General features: G+C 66.7%; 1 pseudogene. It reads left to right on the plus strand.

Going from position 1 to position 435, the window contains the following annotated elements:
• A pseudogene (locus CDV44_RS28225) lies at positions 1–435 on the plus strand (acyl dehydratase); the annotation flags it as partial.

Genomic DNA, 435 nt, shown 5'->3' on the forward strand with positions numbered 1-435 from the left:
CCCGCCGGACACCGCGTCGTCGCCGTCGGCGACCGGACAGAGGGCGATCGACGTCACCCGTCTGCCCTCGCCGCTTCACCTGTATCTCCGCGCGCTGCTGTCGGCGCGCAAGCCGGCACGGGCGCAACCACTCCCGCCACTGGCATTCGAGCGCCGCAACATCGCGCTCGATGCGAACGACATCGCTCGTTATGCCCGCCTGTGCGGCTTTTCCGGTGCCCACGGCGTGCCGCCAACGTGGCCACATCTGCTTGCCTTCCCGTTGCATATGTTGTTGATGACGGACCGCGCGTTTCCGTTCGCCATGCTTGGCATGGTGCATCTGGCGAATCGTATCCGTCAGCACACGGCGCTCGCGGCCGGCGATCGGCTTGACCTCGACGTGCGATGTGGCCCGCTGTACGCGCATGACAAGGGACAGGTGTTCACCGTGCT

The organism is Pandoraea sp. PE-S2R-1, from assembly GCF_002179865.1.
In the GTDB taxonomy this organism is placed as follows: Bacteria; Pseudomonadota; Gammaproteobacteria; order Burkholderiales; family Burkholderiaceae; genus Pandoraea.